We start from the raw sequence: 20154 nt of genomic DNA, 5'->3' as shown, positions 1-20154 counted from the left end.
TGCGTGGGTTCGGTCCTCCATTCAGTGTTACCTGAACTTCAACCTGGACATGGGTAGATCACCTGGTTTCGGGTCTACGACCACATACTCATTCGCCCTATTCAGACTCGCTTTCGCTGCGGCTCCGTCTATTCAACTTAACCTCGCATGTAATCGTAACTCGCCGGTTCATTCTACAAAAGGCACGCCATCACCCATAAACGGGCTCTGACTACTTGTAGGCACACGGTTTCAGGATCTCTTTCACTCCCCTTCCGGGGTGCTTTTCACCTTTCCCTCACGGTACTGGTTCACTATCGGTCACTAGGGAGTATTTAGCCTTGGGAGATGGTCCTCCCTGCTTCCGACGGGATTTCTCGTGTCCCGCCGTACTCAGGATCCACTCTGGAGGGAACGAAGTTTCAACTACAGGGCTTTTACCTTCTCTGGCCGGCCTTTCCAGACCTGTTCATTTACCTCGTTCCTTTGTAACTCCGTGTAGAGTGTCCTACAACCCCAAGAGGCAAGCCTCTTGGTTTGGGCTAATCCCGTTTCGCTCGCCGCTACTCAGGGAATCGCGTTTGCTTTCTCTTCCTCCGGGTACTTAGATGTTTCAGTTCCCCGGGTCTGCCTTCAATACCCTATGTATTCAGGTAAAGATTCTATCCCATTACGGATAGAGGGTTCCCCCATTCGGAAATCTCCGGATCAAAGCTTACTTACAGCTCCCCGAAGCATATCGGTGTTAGTCCCGTCCTTCATCGGCTCCTAGTGCCTAGGCATTCACCGTGCGCCCTTTCTAACTTAACCTACTTCGGTCAATGATCAACTGCGCATCTCGGCGTCAGCTCTCTCGCTGTGCTCCTCACGTACTGAGTACGTTCCGGTGCTCGCTCGGTCGCTTCCTTGATCTGCTTGTTGCTCATTGCCCTCATGGTTTACACTCTTACTTGGTTTTAAAAACTCAATATAAGAGAAAAAACTAAGATGGCGATTACTCGGTTATCTTCTTTATTGCATTATCTAGTTTTCAAAGAACAAGGCTACTGATTTCAATCACAACGTGATTAAGCTTCGTAGCTATTCATCATGCTGCCTTGCGACGAGCTGAGGTTTATCTTCCTCGAACTACTGCGGCGCAGGAGCAAAATAATATGAGAGATTACTCTCTCAAAACTGAACGAACAATGAAACGTCTTTTAATGAAGTTAGACTTCATTTCATCCTTAGAAAGGAGGTGATCCAGCCGCACCTTCCGATACGGCTACCTTGTTACGACTTCACCCCAATCATCTGTCCCACCTTAGGCGGCTGGCTCCTTGCGGTTACCCCACCGACTTCGGGTGTTACAAACTCTCGTGGTGTGACGGGCGGTGTGTACAAGGCCCGGGAACGTATTCACCGCGGCATGCTGATCCGCGATTACTAGCGATTCCGGCTTCATGCAGGCGAGTTGCAGCCTGCAATCCGAACTGAGAATGGTTTTATGGGATTGGCTAAACCTCGCGGTCTTGCAGCCCTTTGTACCATCCATTGTAGCACGTGTGTAGCCCAGGTCATAAGGGGCATGATGATTTGACGTCATCCCCACCTTCCTCCGGTTTGTCACCGGCAGTCACCTTAGAGTGCCCAACTGAATGCTGGCAACTAAGATCAAGGGTTGCGCTCGTTGCGGGACTTAACCCAACATCTCACGACACGAGCTGACGACAACCATGCACCACCTGTCACTCTGTCCCCCGAAGGGGAACGTCCTATCTCTAGGATTGTCAGAGGATGTCAAGACCTGGTAAGGTTCTTCGCGTTGCTTCGAATTAAACCACATGCTCCACCGCTTGTGCGGGCCCCCGTCAATTCCTTTGAGTTTCAGCCTTGCGGCCGTACTCCCCAGGCGGAGTGCTTAATGCGTTTGCTGCAGCACTAAAGGGCGGAAACCCTCTAACACTTAGCACTCATCGTTTACGGCGTGGACTACCAGGGTATCTAATCCTGTTCGCTCCCCACGCTTTCGCGCCTCAGTGTCAGTTACAGACCAGAAAGTCGCCTTCGCCACTGGTGTTCCTCCAAATCTCTACGCATTTCACCGCTACACTTGGAATTCCACTTTCCTCTTCTGCACTCAAGTCTCCCAGTTTCCAATGACCCTCCCCGGTTGAGCCGGGGGCTTTCACATCAGACTTAAGAAACCACCTGCGCGCGCTTTACGCCCAATAATTCCGGACAACGCTTGCCACCTACGTATTACCGCGGCTGCTGGCACGTAGTTAGCCGTGGCTTTCTGGTTAGGTACCGTCAAGGTACCGCCCTATTCGAACGGTACTTGTTCTTCCCTAACAACAGAGTTTTACGATCCGAAAACCTTCATCACTCACGCGGCGTTGCTCCGTCAGACTTTCGTCCATTGCGGAAGATTCCCTACTGCTGCCTCCCGTAGGAGTCTGGGCCGTGTCTCAGTCCCAGTGTGGCCGATCACCCTCTCAGGTCGGCTACGCATCGTCGCCTTGGTGAGCCGTTACCTCACCAACTAGCTAATGCGCCGCGGGCCCATCTGTAAGTGATAGCCGAAGCCATCTTTCAGCTTTTCTACATGAGTAGAAAAGGATTATCCGGTATTAGCTCCGGTTTCCCGAAGTTATCCCAGTCTTACAGGCAGGTTGCCCACGTGTTACTCACCCGTCCGCCGCTAATCTTTGGGAGCAAGCTCCCTCAGATTCGCTCGACTTGCATGTATTAGGCACGCCGCCAGCGTTCGTCCTGAGCCAGGATCAAACTCTCCAATAAAGAGTAAGATTAGCTCTTAAGTTTTAAAACTTGAATTTACGTTGACGTTTTTTGTTCGTTCAGTTTTCAAAGAGCAATAACAATTGATAGCTTCGCTCAAAAGCGACTTTACTAATATATCATCTATCAATTACAGTGTCAACTATTAATTTAAATTCAATTAAATTCTTATAAGTTGTTAACGACCGTTTTTTTATAATAACACCTCTTCACATATTCAGTCAACAATTATTTTTAATTAATACTTGATTATTTTTCCTTCAACTTTCTACTCATTATAAAGCAGACACAGTATGAAAATTCCTGGTAGTAAACTATTTTAGCGAAAAAGAGAAACCAGTCATCGTAAACATGACTGGTTTCCCCATTTATATTACGCCTTGGATATAGAGATAATATCTTCCTCCTTCAATTCAACCATACCTTGCTTTTTAATAACAACACCTTCTCCTTCCTTCAAATTAGTAAACACAATAGGGGTAATAATTGAAGGTGTATGATTCTTTACGAAATCAAGGTCCACCTTTAACAACGGCTGCCCCGCTTTTACATACTCATTTTCTTGTACACTAACTTCAAATCCTTCTCCTTTTAATTTCACAGAATCAATCCCTATATGGATTAAAATCTCCCGACCGGAATCAGATAGTATTCCTATCGCGTGTTTGGTTGGAAAAAGATTTATTATTTTACCGTCTACAGGAGATACGATTGTTCCTTCAGATGGAAGAATCGCAAAACCATCACCCATCATTTTCTCTGAAAAAACTGCATCAGGTACTTCCGTAATTGGCATCACTTCACCTTTAATAGGAGAAACGAATAGGTCTTTTTCCCCTTCGTTTCGAAGTGCATCTGGATTTACTTCTTCTATTTGCTGCTTCACTCCATCCTCAGGGGCTTTAACAGCTGCGCGGGGTCTTTTTCCATTCATAATGTCTTTCATTTGTCCTTTAATCGTTTCAGATCTCGGCCCAAAAATTGCTTGTATATTTTTCCCTACTTCAAGTACCCCTGCTGCACCAAGCTTTTTCAGGCGATTTTTATCTACATTATTAATATCATTCACCGATACCCGAAGGCGTGTAATACACGCATCAAGATTTGTGATATTTTCTTTTCCTCCCATCGCCTCTAGAACTTCATATGGCAAATCTCCACCTTTACCAGAAACCACAGCCTCTTCTTCCTCCTCTGTATCTTCCCGTCCAGGTGTTTTCAAATCAAATCTCCGAATGGCAAAGCGGAAACCAAAGTAATATAAAACAGCAAATACTAATCCAACAGGGATAACAATCCATGCATTTGTCTGCGGATTAATTAAACCAAATAATATATAATCGATCAGTCCCCCAGAAAAGGTCATACCGATTTTTACATTTAATAAATGCATAGTCATAAAGGAGAATCCTGCAAATATAGCATGTATACCAAATAAGACAGGAGCAACAAAAAGGAAAGAAAATTCAAGTGGTTCCGTAATCCCAGTTAAGAATGAGGTTAGTGCCGCCGAAGCCATAAGTCCGCCAACAACCACTTTCTTTTCCGGACGAGCTTCATGATAAATAGCTAATGCAGCTGCCGGCAAGCCAAACATCATAAACGGAAACTTCCCTGTCATAAATGTACCTGCTGTTAAATTTTGAACATTATCAGTAATTTGCTTCATAAATATCTTTTGGTCTCCACGTACTACTTCACCCGCTTTTGTAACATATTCCCCAAATTCATACCAAAACGGCGAATAGAAAATATGATGAAGTCCAAATGGGATAAGCGAACGTTCGATGACACCAAAGATAAATGCTGATATAGTTAAGTTGGCATTCACCATATTTTGCGAAAATGCATTTAAAGCTGTTTGAATCGGAGGCCAAATAACAAGCAGTAATAACCCCAGCAGAACCGCTGTGCCTGCTGTAATAATCGGAACAAATCTTTTTCCAGCAAAAAAACCTAAGTAAGAGGGCAATTCCATTTCATAAAATTTATTATAAAGGGAGGCCGCGATGATCCCCACGATGATTCCACCAAACACCCCGGTCTGGAGAGTCGGAACCCCTAAGACACTCGCATAGTTTAGTCCATTCACATCCTCTGCCGTAATACCTCCCGCTGTGCCCATCGTTACATTCATAATTAAGTAACCAATTATGGCTGCTAAACCTGCTACACCATCTCCTCCTGCCAAACCTACCGCTACACCTACAGCAAATAAAACAGGCAGATTTCCAAAGACAATATCCCCAGCGTTCTGCATGATTGAAGCAACCATTTTCACACTGTTATTATCCAGAAATGGAGCCAACTCGAGCAGTGCCGGATTCTTCAGTGCCGCACCTAGAGCAAGCAGTATTCCCGCTGCTGGCAAAAGGGCAACAGGCAGCATCAACGCTTTACCTACCTTTTGTAATACACCAAATGCTTTTTTAAACATACTTAAACCTCCCTAAAATAAGCAAAAAAACAACCATTTGACCTATCATTTGCATAAATAAAAAAGCATAAGCCAAAAGAAAGAAAAAGAAGACTTTATGGGTATCTTACCCAAAAGTCTCCTAATCATTTACTTTCATTACTTATGCTTTATAGACAAAAAAACGGAGATCCTTTTGACAGGGATCTCCGTTTCGAAATTATTGCAAGAAGATAAAGTATAGAAGAAAGATGACAAAGAAGAAATACATGATTGGATGAATCTCTTTTGCTTTTCCTTTTACAATCATTGTAATCGGATAGAAAATAAATCCAACTGCTATACCCGTTGCAATGCTGTATGAGAGAGGCATTGTAATCATCGTTAAAAAGGAAGGGACCGCAATTTCAAACTTCGTCCAATCAATTTTCCCAAGAGAAGATACCATCAACACACCGACAATGATCAACGCTGGTGCAGTTACCTCTGGTGTTACAACCTTTAATACCGGAAAAAAGAATAATGATAAAAGGAAACAGCCTGCAGTTACTAAGGAAGCAAATCCAGTTCTCGCACCAGCAGCAACTCCAGCAGATGATTCAACAAAAGATGTAACGGTTGATGTACCAAGAATCGATCCAGAAACTGAAGCAACAGAATCAGATAATAACGCTTTACCTGCACGAGGTAGCTTATTATCCTTTACAAATCCAGCTTGGTTCGCAACTGCCACTAACGTCCCTGCATTGTCAAAGAAATCTACGAATAAGAATGTTAAAATAATTCCAAGCATCGTTGCTGTGTAAAATGAACTATCTCCAAAAGAAGAGAATAAAGCACCAAAGGTAGGAGCAATACTAGGCACACCATCTACTACTTTAGTAGGTACGTCAATTAGATTGAAAATCATACCGACGATAATCGTAATGACCATTCCATAAAAAACGCCGCCCTTTACCCCTCTAGTCATCAATATGACAGTCACTATAATTCCAAAAATCGCAAGCAATGTATTAGGGTTTGATAAATCCCCAATTCCAACTAGAGTTGCATCATTATTTACGATAATTCCAGCACTTTGCAAGCCGATAAAGGTAATAAACAAACCAATGCCCGCCCCAACTGCATATTTAAGCTCAATCGGAATGGCATTAATTAGTTTTTCACGAAGACCTGTTAACGTTAAAATTAAAAAGAAGATACTCGAAATAAATACGGCACCAAGCGCATGCTGCCACGGAATCCCACTTCCTAATATCACCGAGTAGGCGAAAAAGGCATTCAAACCTAAGCCTGGAGCGAGACTGAGCGGATACCTGGCAACTAGACCCATTATTACGGAACCAATCGCTGCTGACAGGGCAGTCGCAACAAATACTGCACCATAATCCATTCTAAGGGCTGCAGGCAGGTCTGGTACATCTTGCAATGTTAATGTGACCGGGTTTACAACTAAAATATAAGCCATTGCGAGAAATGTTGTCAGCCCGCCCATTATCTCCCTACGATAATTTGTTCCAAGTTCTTCAAACTGGAAATACTTTCTCACACATTACTCCCCCTAATAAGTCTATTTATTTTCTTTTAAAAATTTCTTTCATTAATGTATATTGCCGACATTGAATTAATAGCATTTGAATTCACTAAATATAAGGAATTTTCCAAAAATAATCAAAAGAATACTTACTTCCCTTATACTTCAGCAACATCCAATGGAAACAATAAAAAAAACGCTACGGAGTAAATGTACCGAAGCGTTGACAAACAGGGTTTATGTAAAATATGTAGCACCTGCCTAATGTAAGGAGATCTACAAAACTTACACTTACCTCGTAGTCAAGCCATTTACGGTAGCTTGGTAGATACTTTTGGGCCATATTCCCCAGATTATACGACGTAAAACGACAATATTTAATTCCTCTTTATTCTATCAGCAAAAAGTAAGTTCGTCAATATAAAAAGCGAACATTTTCATGTTCGCTTCAGTTATTGTTCGTATTTATATTTTTCATATGATAAAAATTACTAAGCAGGGCGCTTCCGAATTTTCTTTATTGTCTAGCTGCAGCGCCTAGCCCCTCGAGGTCATAAGCCAATCCATCAAGTAGGTTAAAGAGCAACCTTCTCGCTGGCTTATCTTATGCTTGTCGGGGCTAATCAAGGCGCTTCCGCTTTTCTTTTTGTCTAGCTGCAGCGCCCAGCGACTATTGGACTTCCGTTCCCTCCCTACGATAAGTCAACATCGAATCGCTATCGCTCTTCGTGTTTCCTTTATCTCAGTCGGGAGCCGTCCAGTCCATACGTCGCTAAGCGGGGCGCTTCCGCTTTTCTTTATTCCCACTCAATTGTTGCTGGTGGCTTGCTCGTAATGTCATAGACTACACGGTTAATGTGATTTACTTCATTCACAATCCGGGTTGAAATAATCTCAAGCACATCCCAAGGGATTCTTGCCCAGTCAGATGTCATCCCATCTATGGAAGTCACTGCACGAATGCCGATTGTGTAATCATACGTTCGGGCATCCCCCATTACACCTACACTTCGGATGTCAGGAAGCACGGTAAAGTACTGCCAGATATCGCGGTCTAGGCCTGCTTTCTTGATTTCCTCGCGTAAAATATAATCTGATTCACGAACGATTTCAAGCTTTTCCTCAGAAATTTCACCTAATACGCGAATACCAAGACCAGGACCTGGGAATGGCTGTCTCCAAACAATTTCGTCCGGAATGCCTAATTCTGTTCCTAAGGCACGAACTTCATCTTTAAATAAAGTGTTTAGCGGCTCAATTAGCTTAAATTGCATATCTTCAGGTAGCCCGCCGACATTATGATGAGACTTAATTGTCTGTGCAGTAGCCGTACCACTTTCAATAATGTCTGTATAAAGCGTTCCTTGAGCTAAAAATTCGATTCCTTCAAGCTTTGTCGCTTCATCGTCAAACACATAAATAAATTCATTGCCGATAATTTTACGTTTTTGTTCCGGATCAGATACACCTTTAAGCTTGTCCAGGAAACGGTCTTGGGCATCCACTTTGATTACATTCATATGGAACCCTTCTGCGAATGTCTTCATAACACTGTCAGCTTCCCCTTTACGAAGCAGACCATGATCAACGAAAATACAAGTCAGCTGATCGCCGATTGCCTTGTGAATAAGTACAGCAACAACGGAAGAATCCACACCGCCGCTTAATGCACAAAGAACCTTCTTATTTCCAACCGTCTGACGGATTTTTTCCATTTCTACTTCAATAAAGTTTTCCATTGACCAGTCGCCTTTGCATGAGCAAATACCAAAAACAAAATTCTTTAAGATATCATTTCCATAAACAGAATGAAGTACCTCTGGATGGAATTGCACGGCATATAAGCCCTTTTCTTCATTACTCATCGCTGCAATTGGGCAAGATGGATTTGTCCCATCAACCGTAAAGCCTTGAGGCGCTTCTACTACTAAATCACCATGGCTCATCCAAACCGTGTGTTCATCAGGAAGCTCAGCAAATAGCTTTGATTGATTTTCAAGCTTTAGTAACGCCTTTCCGTATTCACGTTGTTTTGCCTTTTCCACCTTGCCGCCAAAATGCATCGTCATTAGCTGCATCCCGTAGCAAATACCAAAGATCGGCAGACCAAGATCAAATATTTTTTCATCACAATGGAACGCTCCCTCTTCATATACACTGTTCGGACCGCCGGAAAAGATGATTCCTTTTGGATTTAACTGTTTAATTTCTTCAGCTGTAATCGTATGTGGATGCAATTCACTATATACACCAAATTCTCTAATTCTGCGTGTAATTAGTTGATTATACTGGCTGCCAAAATCCAATACAATAATCATTTCTTGATTGTTCCATTCTGTTTTCCCCGTCACACGGTTCACCTCATTATGTTAATTAAATTCTTTTAAACATATTTTTATTGTTCTCTTTTTTGCATAAAAAAATCTTAAAAACTAGCTAACCAAACAAAAAAACCAGAATTCTCCCTCACATTATGGCGAAGGCAGAATTCTGGTTCCTAAAAAGAAATAGCAAATAGAATCATCTGCCTTCATAGTCAAATCATTTACGGTGATCTGGTAGAAACTTTCGAACCATATTATCGAGGATATATGAAGGATACATTTAGTTTTTAATTATACCTATTGTATCAACAGGTCATTTTTTTGGTCAAGCTATTGTCTTTTTAATTAAATTTTCCCATAATTCCTTCGTTTCCTTCCAGCTTCCCTTTTGGAGATTTCCCCGGTAGATAAGCTGTTCATATCGAGCCGTTAACCTGCCCATCTCTCTAGACGAGAAGAACCGATCGACATAGTCTGCATAATCTCTAAGTGTTTGCCCATCCTTTCGATGCAATCCATAGCGTTCTAATTCTCTAAGTAATAGCATGTAAGCCTTTTGGAAGTTTTCATCTTTTTTCGTCCATTTGAATCTCAAAGTTAAATAATACGGAAGCCATCGGCCACGGATTTTATAGATAATGAGGGCAAGGACAGCTAATACAATAATAACCAAAGCGATCCATTTCCAATAAACCTCAAAGAAGTTTTTTATTGGAACGAATAACTTTTTAAATGAACCTTCAGAAGAAGCAGCTTGTCTCTCATTATTCTCTTTTAATTCCGGCTTATCCTTTTCCAATTCTTCAGGATTCATCACTGAAGGCTGATCATGACTTTGCGAAGCTGTGTCAAAGTTAAATTGAACACTATTTGAAAAGCCTTGAGTAGGTTCAAACGGAACCCATCCGATTCCAGGAAAATAGACCTCAACCCATGAGTGTGCATTGTTATTCGTAATTTCAAACATACGGCTTCCCGACTCACTTATTCCTTTGTACTCCCCTTCTGTATACCCTTTCACCCACCTTGCCGGTATACCGATAGACCTTGCCATTACAACCATCGAAGTCGAGAAGTTATCACAATATCCTTGTTTTGTGTCAAATAAAAACTGATCCACATAATCTTCATCATCTCCAGGTACAGCCACATCTTTCTGATCATAAGAGTACCCCGATCTACTAAAATAACTCTCTAACTCCCTTGCCTTCTCAAACCAGGAATCTTTCCCATCCGTAATCTCTTTAGCTAATTCCTGAATACGCTGAGGCAAATCCTTGGGAAGCTGTGTATACCTGTTGATCAATTCATTATTTTCAACTATATTTTTCTCTGAACTAGCTTCATTTAGAGCCGTTACACTGTATCGAGGAACAACATAATCAAGTGTATATTGTTTAATAGGAGAAGGACTATCCCCTTCTAAAGAATGAATTTTCTCTGTGGCCACTTCCAATTCAAAGGAAAAGAAGGAGGCTGCATCTATTTTCTTAATACCTAATGGGTAAACAATATGAGAATTGTTGTTCAGTGAATAAACTGTACTTGATTCCTTGACTGTTTCCACACCTGGTCTATTGAAAAAAGAAGTAATGGGAACTTGATCTGCAGAACCAAAAGGACTTCTTACTTCCCTTGAGCCTGAGGTAATCCACCCCTTCCCAGTGTACACATCCTTTGTCTCTACTTTCCAGTAATGACGCGACTCCGCCTCTACAGTGAAAACGACTTGATTGTCACCAATGAAAGGTCCGCCAAGACTAGAATCATCCAGTCCATACCCGATTTTCTGAACCCCTGTACCATCGCCGCTTTCTTTCCCATATGACGTTAAATATGGAACCGGATCAGGCCAGATTGGTTCTGCTTTCGGAGCAGCCAGGCCAAAGCCTATACTTACAACAATCATAGCAACTAAAGGGATCATCCATTTTCGTGAAAGATTTGTCTCTTTTTTGATTCCTTCTTTATCAAGAAGCCTGAAGAAGGTTAGCATCCCTAAGACGGCAAATCCTGAAATAACCGTTCGTACAATTGCCCATCCAGCATTATATGGAGTAAAAGTATCTAACACCGTAATATAGACCAATGTCATGAAAAAAAATATAAATATTTGCTTACGATTTATTAACCAATATTGGATTAAATAAGTCATCAGCCAAAGCAGAACAAAAAACAAAAAGCTTCTGAAAAGATTGCTTAAATTTGCCCAATCTCTTGCCATTACAAACTGAAAGCTTTCGATAAAATCAGTAATAAATACAGAAACCCACTTAAATTGAAAAAATGCTTCATCGATATATAAAAAGTCTAAAGCAGCGATGATAAATACCCATTTTATACATCCGCCAATTATAACAGGAGTCCCGATGAACGAAAGCAAGAGTGAAATGAAAATAAAAGAGAGGAAGACCCAAATATTCGAAGTATCTGTTAGTTGTTCCAGCGGTCTTAGCCATTCCCAAAGCAGCAAAAAGCCAAATATATACATAATAAAAGTCATTAAATCCTTCTGTACCTTCCGTGATGTCATTATCGTACCACCTCCGAAAATACAGATGAAAATTGTCCATCATGCACCATAACTATACGTAAGCCCCTTGCATTTGCAGCAGCTTTTAAAGAAAGCTCATTCTGAGAAAGGAACTCCTTTTCATTTTTCAAGAGGAAGATCGTGACTGTTCCATTTTTCGAAGTAAACCTTCCTGCCTTTTCTATTAAGCTTCTAGTCAATTGTGCCGTAATAAGCATCATATTGTTGCTTTGAAGCAGAAAGGTATGTTCCATTTCAAGCACACGATCGAACGGAACAGGACTGTTATCTCTTACCTTAGCTAAATGGTAAAATAGCTGTTGCTGCTGACTTTCTCCGCCTCTAACCGGGAAAGCAACACGCTCAGATGCAGAAGAAAGAAAGCCGATATGTGCCCCTTTTAAGAGAATTGCCTTTATGATGGATGCCGAAAAGGAAACAATCACTTCAAAATGATTGTCCGGCATACAATCCATTAGCATGTACACATCATGCGACTGTCTTTGCTCAAATTCCTTTGTCATAATATCATTCCGCTTTGCAGTCGCTTTCCAGTTAATCCATGAAAAACGGTCTCCAGGCTGATATTCTCTAATTCCAATCGCCATCGTTGTATCCCGTTGGACACGTTCTTTTGAAGCAGTCATCCCCTGATCATATTGATTTTCCATTGTCTTGTAGATAATCTCCTCATATGAAGGGTAAACAAGTATTTTATCTTCTGCTTGGAGCTGCCTTTCTTTTTCAATCAGTCCAAGGAGGTCCCCTGTCTTCATACGAATATTCCGAAAAAAATGTTCGCCTCTTGGTAACTTATCCACTTGATACTCCCAAGTGATTTCTTTACGGATGCCCGGGATTAGAAATACCTTTGATTGATTGCCCTGCTGCGAAAAGAAAAGAGGGTCGCCAATACAATCTTCTAATACTAGAAAGAACAACGGAAACGCAGATTTTCTTGTCATTGTAATCGTAACCTTTAATGTTTCTCCTGCATTATATTCACTCTTAAGGAAGGATCTCTTTGCCTCAAAATTCCTCATCGGATAAAAGGCAAGGGTAAGTGCATAGAGGGCAAATGGAAGGAAGCTATAAAATAAAAACCAGCTGACAAACCCGCCCTGGAACATAGCATAAGAAAAAGTAATCGCTATAAGCAAAAATAAAACGATTAATTTCCATACTTTTTTAATGACCGAAAAGAACCGATTCATATTATTTCACTAGCCTTCGTACTGGAACAGGTACTCTCGATACCACACGATCGACTATTTCTTCCGCTCGAATCCCTTCAAATTTCGCCTCTGATTTTAGAATAATCCGGTGGGCAAAAACAGCTGGAGCCAAATATTGAATGTCATCGGGAAGTACATAATCTCTGCCATACATAAATGCATAGGATTGTGCTGCTTTCATTAAAGCAATGGATCCTCTCGGGCTTACCCCAAGATAAACACTTGCATGAGTTCTCGTCCGACTAGCCAATTCTACGATATAGCGCTTGATTGTATCATCCACATGCACTTCTTTAATCTGTGTCTGCAATCCTCTTAATTCTATCAAATCGATTACTGGCTCCAGCTCATCAATGGGCTTTACTTTCTGCGCCCGATTTAATACTTCTATCTCATCCGCCATATCAGGATAGCCCATTTTCATTTTTAATAAAAATCGATCCAGCTGGGCCTCAGGAAGTGGATATGTGCCTTCATACTCAATTGGATTCTGAGTTGCCATTACAAAGAAAGGCTTTTCAAGCTGATGTGTAACTCCATCAATTGTGACGCTGCTTTCTTCCATTCCTTCCAGCAAAGCGGACTGCGTTTTTGGAGACGTACGATTAATTTCATCAGCTAAAATAATATTCCCCATAATAGGCCCTGGTCTAAATTGAAATTCCATTTCCTTTGGATTATAGATGGACACTCCTGTAACATCTGACGGAAGCAAATCGGGTGTAAATTGAATTCGCCTAAAGTTTGCACCCACAGACTTCGCCAGTGCACGCACCATCATTGTTTTCCCGACACCCGGAACATCCTCTAGCAATACATGTCCTTCTGCAAGCAAAGCAATGATACTTAATTCCGCTACGCTGCGTTTCCCAATCATTACTTTTTCTATATTTTTCAATATCTTATCTATCATCGGGTGAATATGTTCATGAGTCATAAAGATCCTCCTGTTATTAGCCCTATTTTTCTAAATTCATCCATTTATGTAATTCGATATTTTTTGTCAAAATCCTGCGGAAATTAAAATTCCCTGAAAGGAATTCCTCTCAGGGATATTTTTTGTATTCTGCTGATTTGCCGCAAATTCTTCAAAATGGTTTACATAATCTTCTCTTCAAATGCTTTATTATTCATTTCCATATTACTTCTCAACCCAAGCGCCCCTGCAATAATGTAAAGTACGCTTGGGACAAACATAAGAAAAATCGATATCGGAAAGGAAAGGACGCCACATGTAATCATTAATCCGCCATAAAGTTTATTGTCCATCCGATTCACCAGACAGCTCATGATTAACGCGCCTATTTGGATAATAAAAAATACAAATGTAATGATAGCAACCACCCAAGCAGCACCTGGGTCATCAGCTAAAAAACCAGCAATACTAAAAAAGAAACCGACTAAAGACAAAAGTATGCCTATTATTCCCCCGACTAATCCTAATACAAATTCCGCTGTTCTATTCATATACTCCTCCTGTTGCACACCACAATCTTAAATAAGATAATTTTCATTGTCCTATTCATTTTCCAGCTCTTTATACCACTTATCCTTCCACGCCTGAACCTTTGCATCAATTTCTTCATGCGCCTTTTTTGCCTCTGCATCTTTCTCTTCTTTAATCGCTTTAAAATGGTCTGTGCGCAAAATACGCATTTCCTCTGCTTTGTCAGAGACTTCCGTTCCATCTTCACGGCTAATCAGTTTGTTATCCTTTAAATAATAAACTGCCGTTTTTATTCTGTCAGCTTCCCGTTCAGATGCATGATAAAGGGGTCCATAAATATTCTGCAATCTTTCCATTTGATCTACATATTCATGCAGCTGGACACCTTGCGTCCCAATCAGCTGAAAAATACTTGGTTTCCATTTCTTTAAAATAACATCCTCAAACTCTGATTTATCACGAACAGTAGCATAATTACCTCCACCCGCTTCAGCAACCTGTTTTAGCTGCTTCTGCCCATCATCATCTACATCAAATCCAATAATATTTACCTTCGCCTCCGGTCCCGATATGACCGTACGCCAAAAGTGAAACATTCACATCCTCCTCAAGCTGATCTGTAAATTGCTTAATCGTTTCCTTGGCTAAATCCATCTTCACTCCACCAGCGACACTTGCTTTCATGCTTCCACTCGCATCCATTAAGATGACTACATTTGTTATCTGTTTTTTGGCTATTTCAATTTCGGCTTCTCCATTTCCTCACTTGCGGATGGCTTTGCTTTGTCTGAACATCCAGAAAGAATAAATAAACATAGAATTATACTCAAACTGCCTGCTAAATAATAACTGCTTTTTCTTAGCATTTCATATCCTCCTGATTTGTACCTTACTGTTCATTTTCCGCACGTATTTGTTCCATCCGTTCAGCCCAATCATTGATCTTCTTATCAATCCGATTGACTTCATCATCAATTTCCTTTAATTTTTGTTCTTTTAATTGATTTGTAAGCTGTTTTAATCGCTCTCCATGCTCCTCAATTTTGCCAATTAGATTCTTTTTTTGTTCCTCTGTAATTAGGCCCTCAGCAAACATGACGTTCGCAGCTCCCATGAACCTTCCTTGCTCTACATTAATTGCATCTGAAATTTTCAGTGCCATTTTATGTATATCCATATTCATCCACGCAACCGTAAAGGTTCCCTTAGGTGTGGACCACTGCTTTCCGATAATATCAATCAGACCAGGCGGCACCCATTTTTGGATAACAGTACTTTTTAGTTCCTCCGTATTTTTCGCTGAGAAATATGCTCCTTGTCCAGCTTCCGCAACAGCCTTTAATTGATTCTCTTGCTTTACATCGACATCAAAGCCAATAATATTTACTTTACGATTTTCTTGCCCTTGTACAAATTGCTTTGCTTCAGCAATAGGGTCTCCATCACATGTTTCTGCTCCATCGCTTACTATATAAAGAGTGATCTCCCCATCTAGCGATTGACTAACTTCATATGCTTTTTTAATTGCACCTGCTAATGGGGTCCAGCCTTTCGCTTCGACACCATCAACTGCTTGATAGAAACCTTCTTCTTCATACTTTTGCAGCGGATAAACTTCATCTATTGTCGAACACGATAATTGCTTATCTTTATTTTCCTGAGATCCGGCATGCCCATAGATATAGAGAGAAACCTCACTAGCTGAGCCAATTGTTTTCGCAAAGCTTCGGACAGCGCTTTTTGCGATTTTCATTTTCTGCTCACCATCTACGTTCAGCAGCATACTAGAGCTTGCATCTAACATGATAATGGCTTTTGAAGGAGCTGCATTCTCTTGAACTGTTTCTTCTGAAACTTGCTCAGGTTCTGGCAAATACGGTTCATCAAATTCAGGCTTAAATGTTAGTAACTCCTTAACCACTTGCGGATACGCACTGTTGCCAATGTAATAAATGAGTGATTGATAAAGCTTATCCACATCATCCGTTTCACCTGCAACTGAACGCAAATGCTCAGTCAGCTCACTCTCAATTCCTTCTAACGTATGCAGACTTGGCCAGGATGCTGTTTCTTTTTCATAGGAAAAGTTTGATGTAAGTTTGCCAGGCTGTGAGTTTGCAAAGTCCTCTATCGTTTTTGGGATTTTCACTGCCTCTATTTCTGTTAATATACTGTCCTTTTTTACTTCATCCTTTTTCTGAACATTTCCAGCTTCCTCTTCTACAGCCTTCTCTGGTTCTGCTTCAGGCTTTTCCTTGATTGTTTCATTTTTCTCCGAACAGCCTGAAAGAATTAGCAATAAAATAGCAATCATTGAAATTGTCCGTTTGAACACTTCCCCACCTCAATCAACGTTTTATAAAATTATATTACAGGATTCCCCGATAATTTTTCCTAAAATATACAAAAACAGGAAATAAGTTATAGGTATGGATTCATTTCTTCTAGGAAAAAAGATAGAATAATAGTTGTTGCTCGATGAAACTATTTTCACAAAAAAACCTTAATGGGCTTATTTGCCAATCAAGGTTTTTTCGATATGTCATAGCTAAGTTAGAAAAAGCCATGTCTCGTTCATTTTCATCTTGACAACATATTCTTTGGACACGCCTTCGTCTTCAACATCCACTTTCCTAGTTCCCTTTTACTATCCATACTACATTTCAATATTAGTGAATACAAAAAAAGCCCATTACCAAAGTACATAGTTATCCCTTGGTGACAGACTCCTCCAAAATTTCATTTCTATTAATTTGCGAACTAGTAAATCAAAATTTTTTATACCCACCTAAATCGATAGCACTATATAAGATATTTTATGAAGTAAGTTTTAATCCTATTGCTGCACCTAGAACCATAGCTATGAAGACCAGTCTTTTCCAGTTTTTTGATTCACCATATAAAAGTATTCCTAATATTGCTCCACCAGACGCACCAATTCCTGTCCATATCGCATAAGCTGTCCCCATAGGAAGTGTTTCCATTGCATAAGATAGAAGCACGAAGCTTGCTCCAAATCCAAGAACTAATAGAACAAGTGATTTCCAATTACGATCCCTATGAAGTTTATTTATCATAGCAACACCAAACATTTCAAATAACCCCGCTAAGACTAAAGAAGTCCACGCCATTAGGAATCAGCCCCTTCCTTAACGTCATCCTTTGTAACTAATTTCAAACCAATTACTCCCGCAAGTAACAGTAAAATCAAAAGTATTTTACTTATTTTAAATGGCTCTCCAAAAAATATTATTTCAGAAATAGCAGTGCCTGTAGTACCCAATCCCACAAAAACTGCATATACAGTTCCTACAGGAAGTTCTCGTCCCGCCCTTATCATTACATAGAAGCTTATGATAATGGATATCACTGTTCCAGTCCAAGTCAAAAAGTCATCAGCATGTTTTAAGCCAATAACCCAAAACACTTCAAAAAAAGCAGCAACAAATACTTTAATCCAGTTTGCATTCATATAAATGACACCTCCAATTTTATTTATTTTCCCCCAAAAAATAAAAAAGCCTGAGAGAAACTGATAAACAGTTTTCTCCCAGGCTTTTATCCCTCCGTGACACAGTAAGCTGTGAGTTTTCTCTCGGACCAGACCAACAGGTAGTTGCGGAACCCTAGAAAACATTTAAATTATTCATTTTTCTTTTATTATACGCACATTTAAAATTTATTCAAGATTAAAATTATGGGAATTTAGAATACAAGTTTCAAGTTTGCTTTTTTGTTTCTACAGTTTCTAGATTTATTTCTATACTCACTTTTCAACAAATTTTGGTATACTTTTAAATGGTTTGATAATAAAATATAATTGACTAATAAAATAAAATTTATCAAAAAAGAGGTGAATTCTTATGAATTATTTAGACTTATATTTGCAAAGACATCATTGCAAAAGATATGATGTCTATAAAAAAACCGGTGTGAGTCAACAGTTACTTGCAACTCACATCAATAAAAGCATTGAAAAATACTCCAGTAAAGTAATAATTGCAATTGCAGAAACATTAGATAAAACTCCGGGTGATGTACTAAATGAGCTCTTGCTTTTAGAGAAAGAAAAACCGACTTATGAAGCTTATAATCCAAATGATTTATTAGTGGGGTTAAAGTCAAAGTATGACAAGATTATTATACAAGGAGCATACTACAAAGAGGTAAAGAAAATAATGAACACTCAGCTTTCAGATAATGAACTTTTAGGAGTTGAATTGGGGAGTGCTGGTGTGTTATCCATTCTAATCTTTGCGATAGAATCCGTCATGGGCTTATTTAGTAATTCAGAAAAAATTGAAAAGGAAATAGAAAAAAGGTTACAATTGTATAATATTTTAGAGATGACTGATGAAAGTTTAGTTTTAGGTTTAAAACAATTAGATTATTAATCAAGTATTGTTTCATAATAACTTTTATCAAGTGTTCTGCATCTTTAATTGTACAAAAATAGGCTTAGCCCTTCTAAAAGGAAAACCCTGCTAAGTTCATATGATGAGTATCTTATATCAAATCAACTACCAAAAAGCTATTAAAGAATTAAGAGCCATTAACATAAAGAAAGAGCGTAATTCTTCCTGCTGAATTGCGCCCTTATGTGGAAGATTGATATTAAAGTAAAGCCACTTTGCGTAAGTACTATTTTAGTAAATAATATTTTCGACTACTTCGTAAAGTATGTCATTGAGATTAAATCATAATATATATCCTCATTAACTTTTATAGCTTTTACTTTACGACCTTCCTCAACAAAGCCGACCTTTGCATATAAAGATATTGCATTCGTATTTTCAGCGAACACCTCAAGGCAAACTTTTTCAATTAAAGGGTTTTCTTTTGCCCAAGCTAACAGTAAAGATAGCATAGCATTACCAACCCCTTGATTCCTAAATTCGTCAGCAACACTCATACCAAATGAACCTTGATGTTGTATTCTCTTTTTATGACCATTATGGAAATCTAAAAACCCAATAATATTGTTTTGATATTCTGCTACAATTGCTAACTTGCCATTGTCATCAAAAATCTGTTTTATAAATTGTTTTTGTTGTTCATAGGATACTTTGAATTCGGCTTCCGTAGTAAGTAAAAATGGTGCTTCGCTAATAATGGTTTGATTAAACCTCAATACCTTCTCCGCATCTTCAGGTAATGCCGTTCTTACTGTATATGGTTCGCCTTTATTATTGACGAAGTGCTTCGGTTGAATGAACCCCATAGAATATCACTCCCTCTGTTGTTTTATATTTAATTTCTTCCGAACTGTGTGATTCTCCTTTCTCATTACCTGCATTTATAGTTGAATTAAAAAAGCGATGCTTCGTTAATGAAGTATCGCGCCAATTAGTTGAACTAGATTTGTATAATTTTTTTGTTCATTTGAATACAGGTCGCATAAAGCTTCTCTCATAACTTAGAATACATTTCGTTTCCTCAGCAAATTTAAAAGCTTCCTGACATTCGGCATCCAATGCCATCTTTCCTCGGTACTCTTCATATGCTGCTAAACTAGGGAAAGTGAATAGGGCATAAGCAATATTATTAGCACCTTCATGTGGAAGGAAATATCCTTGATGTGAACCGCCTAATTTATTAACTAATCGAATCCACATCTTACCGTATTCTTCGAATTCCTTTACTTTATACGGGTCAATAACATATTTCAGATAGCATGTAACCATCTTACTCCCCCTAAAAATCTATTTTTTTTATCATAACATAATATTCAACTAACCTCCCTCTATATAGAAAGGAAAACCTCTCGATTTCTCTTGTTTTCTCTGAATTACACAATAGTCTGTTTTAAAATTCATTTGAATATTGGAAGAGTTGCCCTAACAATTAAAAATGTATATTTCTTAGGTCTAAAGTATAGTTTTTTAATCTTTCCCCAAGCCACTTT

16 protein-coding genes, 2 rRNA genes and 3 riboswitches (1 of these 21 only partly in view) are annotated in these 20154 nt (G+C 39.6%); of the genes, 1 reads left to right on the top strand and 17 read right to left on the bottom strand.

Annotated features, from left to right (window positions below; translation table 11 throughout):
- From AN957_RS03385 to AN957_RS03325, 15 genes are all read right to left on the bottom strand, one after another.
- Positions 1 to 789 (bottom strand): 23S ribosomal RNA (locus tag AN957_RS03385) (it extends 2144 nt beyond the left edge of the window).
- A gap of 420 nt (positions 790 to 1209) precedes the next feature.
- Positions 1210 to 2760 (bottom strand): 16S ribosomal RNA (locus tag AN957_RS03380).
- Together the 16S and 23S rRNA genes form the textbook arrangement of a ribosomal RNA operon.
- Before the next feature lie 373 nt (positions 2761 to 3133).
- A complete protein-coding gene (ptsG, locus tag AN957_RS03375) occupies positions 3134 to 5197 on the bottom strand; it encodes a glucose-specific PTS transporter subunit IIBC (protein WP_056682302.1) in 2064 nt (687 codons plus the stop codon).
- Positions 5198 to 5396: 199 nt separating this feature from the next.
- Positions 5397 to 6725, bottom strand: a complete 1329-nt coding sequence (locus AN957_RS03370; protein ID WP_056682300.1) for an NCS2 family permease — start codon at positions 6723 to 6725, stop codon at positions 5397 to 5399.
- Between the two features lie 264 nt (positions 6726 to 6989).
- Positions 6990 to 7091: riboswitch (purine riboswitch) on the bottom strand.
- 416 nt (positions 7092 to 7507) lie between these two features.
- Entirely contained in the window at positions 7508 to 9028 is a 1521-nt protein-coding gene (guaA, locus tag AN957_RS03365; protein ID WP_172797681.1) for a glutamine-hydrolyzing GMP synthase, read from the bottom strand.
- A 195-nt stretch (positions 9029 to 9223) separates the two neighbouring features.
- Positions 9224 to 9325: riboswitch (purine riboswitch) on the bottom strand.
- A 34-nt stretch (positions 9326 to 9359) separates the two neighbouring features.
- Entirely contained in the window at positions 9360 to 11567 is a 2208-nt protein-coding gene (locus AN957_RS03360) for a transglutaminaseTgpA domain-containing protein (RefSeq protein ID WP_056682295.1), read from the bottom strand.
- Complete coding sequence (locus tag AN957_RS03355) at positions 11567 to 12781, bottom strand: DUF58 domain-containing protein (protein ID WP_056682294.1); 1215 nt, start codon at positions 12779 to 12781, stop codon at positions 11567 to 11569. Before AN957_RS03355 ends, AN957_RS03360 begins: the two co-directional genes overlap by 1 nt.
- 1 nt (position 12782) lies before the next feature.
- Positions 12783 to 13739 carry an AAA family ATPase gene (locus AN957_RS03350; protein WP_053478138.1) on the bottom strand — a complete coding sequence of 319 codons (957 nt, stop codon included), beginning with the start codon at positions 13737 to 13739 and terminating at the stop codon, positions 12783 to 12785.
- A gap of 161 nt (positions 13740 to 13900) precedes the next feature.
- Complete coding sequence (locus AN957_RS03345) at positions 13901 to 14269, bottom strand: DUF4064 domain-containing protein (RefSeq protein WP_053478137.1); 369 nt, start codon at positions 14267 to 14269, stop codon at positions 13901 to 13903.
- A 51-nt stretch (positions 14270 to 14320) separates the two neighbouring features.
- Positions 14321 to 14845, bottom strand: a complete 525-nt coding sequence (locus AN957_RS03340) for a hypothetical protein (protein WP_056682291.1) — start codon at positions 14843 to 14845, stop codon at positions 14321 to 14323.
- On the bottom strand, positions 14781 to 14933 hold the full coding sequence (locus AN957_RS26590) for a hypothetical protein (protein ID WP_172797609.1): 153 nt from the start codon (positions 14931 to 14933) through the stop codon (positions 14781 to 14783). The genes AN957_RS03340 and AN957_RS26590 overlap by 65 nt, the downstream gene beginning before the upstream one ends.
- A gap of 50 nt (positions 14934 to 14983) precedes the next feature.
- A complete protein-coding gene (locus tag AN957_RS28735) occupies positions 14984 to 15115 on the bottom strand; it encodes a hypothetical protein (protein WP_256376286.1) in 132 nt (43 codons plus the stop codon).
- Between the two features lie 23 nt (positions 15116 to 15138).
- Positions 15139 to 16584 (bottom strand): vWA domain-containing protein, encoded by a 1446-nt coding sequence (locus tag AN957_RS03335; RefSeq protein ID WP_156341116.1) that lies wholly within the window; start codon positions 16582 to 16584, stop codon positions 15139 to 15141.
- Between the two features lie 481 nt (positions 16585 to 17065).
- Positions 17066 to 17380, bottom strand: a complete 315-nt coding sequence (locus AN957_RS03330) for a DMT family transporter (RefSeq protein WP_056682279.1) — start codon at positions 17378 to 17380, stop codon at positions 17066 to 17068.
- A complete protein-coding gene (locus AN957_RS03325; protein WP_056687036.1) occupies positions 17380 to 17721 on the bottom strand; it encodes a DMT family transporter in 342 nt (113 codons plus the stop codon). The genes AN957_RS03330 and AN957_RS03325 overlap by 1 nt, the downstream gene beginning before the upstream one ends.
- Positions 17722 to 17794: 73 nt before the next feature.
- A riboswitch (guanidine-I (ykkC/yxkD leader) is annotated at positions 17795 to 17890 on the bottom strand.
- 222 nt (positions 17891 to 18112) lie between these two features.
- Here AN957_RS03325 and AN957_RS03320 point away from each other — a divergent pair.
- Entirely contained in the window at positions 18113 to 18643 is a 531-nt protein-coding gene (locus AN957_RS03320) for a helix-turn-helix domain-containing protein (RefSeq protein WP_056682276.1), read from the top strand.
- A 272-nt stretch (positions 18644 to 18915) separates the two neighbouring features.
- Here the strand turns inward: AN957_RS03320 and AN957_RS03315 are convergent, their stop codons facing one another.
- Both AN957_RS03315 and AN957_RS03310 read right to left on the bottom strand, forming a co-directional pair.
- Complete coding sequence (locus tag AN957_RS03315) at positions 18916 to 19470, bottom strand: GNAT family N-acetyltransferase (protein WP_053478130.1); 555 nt, start codon at positions 19468 to 19470, stop codon at positions 18916 to 18918.
- 157 nt (positions 19471 to 19627) lie between these two features.
- Positions 19628 to 19933: an NIPSNAP family protein gene (locus tag AN957_RS03310; RefSeq protein WP_056682273.1), complete on the bottom strand. Its 306-nt coding sequence runs from the start codon at positions 19931 to 19933 to the stop codon at positions 19628 to 19630.
- Positions 19934 to 20154 lie beyond the last annotated feature (221 nt).

This window comes from Cytobacillus solani, from assembly GCF_001420595.1.
Lineage (GTDB): Bacteria > Bacillota > Bacilli > Bacillales > Cytobacillaceae > Cytobacillus > Cytobacillus solani.
This window is presented reverse-complemented; position numbering and strand designations above follow the sequence as displayed.

What these genes read in the sequence shown, in the direction of transcription:
- AN957_RS28735 (WP_256376286.1), bottom strand. Translation starts at nt 15,115, where the DNA reads ATGCTAAGAAAAAGCAGTTATTATTTAGCAGGCAGTTTGAGTATAATT.
- AN957_RS03330 (WP_056682279.1), bottom strand. Translation starts at nt 17,380, where the DNA reads ATGGCGTGGACTTCTTTAGTCTTAGCGGGGTTATTTGAAATGTTTGGT.
- AN957_RS03345 (WP_053478137.1), bottom strand. Translation starts at nt 14,269, where the DNA reads ATGAATAGAACAGCGGAATTTGTATTAGGATTAGTCGGGGGAATAATA.
- ptsG (WP_056682302.1), bottom strand. Translation starts at nt 5,197, where the DNA reads ATGTTTAAAAAAGCATTTGGTGTATTACAAAAGGTAGGTAAAGCGTTG.
- AN957_RS03310 (WP_056682273.1), bottom strand. Translation starts at nt 19,933, where the DNA reads ATGGTTACATGCTATCTGAAATATGTTATTGACCCGTATAAAGTAAAG.
- AN957_RS03350 (WP_053478138.1), bottom strand. Translation starts at nt 13,739, where the DNA reads ATGACTCATGAACATATTCACCCGATGATAGATAAGATATTGAAAAAT.
- AN957_RS03340 (WP_056682291.1), bottom strand. Translation starts at nt 14,845, where the DNA reads ATGTTTCACTTTTGGCGTACGGTCATATCGGGACCGGAGGCGAAGGTA.
- AN957_RS03325 (WP_056687036.1), bottom strand. Translation starts at nt 17,721, where the DNA reads ATGAATGCAAACTGGATTAAAGTATTTGTTGCTGCTTTTTTTGAAGTG.
- AN957_RS03320 (WP_056682276.1), top strand. Translation starts at nt 18,113, where the DNA reads ATGAATTATTTAGACTTATATTTGCAAAGACATCATTGCAAAAGATAT.
- guaA (WP_172797681.1), bottom strand. Translation starts at nt 9,028, where the DNA reads ATGATTATTGTATTGGATTTTGGCAGCCAGTATAATCAACTAATTACA.
- AN957_RS03315 (WP_053478130.1), bottom strand. Translation starts at nt 19,470, where the DNA reads ATGGGGTTCATTCAACCGAAGCACTTCGTCAATAATAAAGGCGAACCA.
- AN957_RS03360 (WP_056682295.1), bottom strand. Translation starts at nt 11,567, where the DNA reads ATGACATCACGGAAGGTACAGAAGGATTTAATGACTTTTATTATGTAT.
- AN957_RS03355 (WP_056682294.1), bottom strand. Translation starts at nt 12,781, where the DNA reads ATGAATCGGTTCTTTTCGGTCATTAAAAAAGTATGGAAATTAATCGTT.
- AN957_RS26590 (WP_172797609.1), bottom strand. Translation starts at nt 14,933, where the DNA reads ATGAAAGCAAGTGTCGCTGGTGGAGTGAAGATGGATTTAGCCAAGGAA.